Here is a 1,355-nt window from a genome sequence, read left to right as displayed (position 1 = left end):
CATAACATCGCTGCTTTTAATGGTTCAAATCCAAGTTGAATTAATAATACTGCACAAATCGCAATTGGCACACCAAATCCTGCTGCACCTTCTAAAAATGCGTTGAAACAAAATCCAATTAATAATAGTTGGATTCTTTGGTCCTCTGAAATACTTGCAATACTATCTTGAATAATAGAAAATTGTCCTGTTTTAATAGAAACTTTATATAACCAAACTGCCATTAAAACGATATATCCTATTGGGAAAATACCGGCAACAACGCCTTCTGTAATCGCACCTGCTGATACACGCGCTGGTAATTCAAATACAAATAAAGCCACAATCAATGTAACAACCAAAGTTGTCAATGCTGCATAAATGCCTTTCATTTTAAAAACGGTTAAGCATAATAAAAATAAAATAATAGGTACTGCTGCAACTAAGGCTGATAATCCAACATTATCGAATGGATTTACAGTAAGTAGTGTCATAATGACTCCCTCTCTTTATATAAAATATTTATCATCCTGATTAATCTACAACCTATTTCAACTTATATTTTGCGATGATCACATATTTAAAATGTAACACTCCTATATGTGACAGGCAATCGAATTTTTACAAAAAGTTCACAAAATATACACAATATTTAACTATAATAAATAATATATCATTTTAATTATAAATACTAGATATTATTTATAATAATATCAGGAATCCGCTTCAAAAATGCATCATGACAGTTTATATTTTTATTGAGAATCTCTCATTTTGTGAATTGTAGGAAGTAAACAAAATATGACAAGCGTTAAACCAATGATAATGATAAATATCATATTAAACCATAGTAAATTTAATTGATGATGGTGTTGTATTTGCCAAATTTCTAATACTGTGAAGATAGACATATAGCTCATAATCTCTAAATTTAACGTACTTAAAAATAATTTAATCGCTCGAATTTCACGTGGTGTATGATTATAATGTGACCATTTGGCAAATCGTTCATAGTATCTACCTGCAATGAAAAATATAAGCCAAATCACTATAAATGCGCTATTTATCAAAAGCAGTACCCATTTATCAGCAAAGTTATCAGCATCCCCTGCTAAATTATAGTGAATAGGTACTTTGGTTGGTAATTTTGAATAGGTCACTACTGTATAGCACATCATAGCTAAGTAAATAAGTAGACTTAATATTGTAAAAGACCTGATTTTAGACATTCTATCGCCTCTTTCTTTACATTTTATGTATAACACTCTGCCTATTTTACCTTTTAATTACATTACCCCAAACGATTAAACAATATGTAATGATACTATAATTGCGTCAGGAGTATCCGCTTGTTAAATGTGCATAGCTTATATTTA

General features: G+C 29.8%; 2 protein-coding genes. Both read right to left on the bottom strand.

Annotated elements, in window-relative coordinates; genetic code table 11:
- Window positions 1-473 (bottom strand): L-lactate permease (locus IDG60_RS14320; RefSeq protein ID WP_206160831.1); only part of this gene is annotated, 473 nt, incomplete at its 3' end.
- Window positions 474-734: 261 nt separating this feature from the next.
- Window positions 735-1,208 (bottom strand): DUF1648 domain-containing protein, encoded by a 474-nt coding sequence (locus IDG60_RS14315; RefSeq protein WP_000036330.1) that lies wholly within the window; start codon window positions 1,206-1,208, stop codon window positions 735-737.
- Window positions 1,209-1,355: the final 147 nt, after the last annotated feature.

The sequence above is a fragment of the Staphylococcus sp. EG-SA-2 genome (genome assembly GCF_017152085.1).
This window is presented reverse-complemented; position numbering and strand designations above follow the sequence as displayed.

Coding starts and splice junctions, on each gene's coding strand:
- IDG60_RS14315 (WP_000036330.1), bottom strand. CDS start 1,208: ATGTCTAAAATCAGGTCTTTTACAATATTAAGTCTACTTATTTACTTA.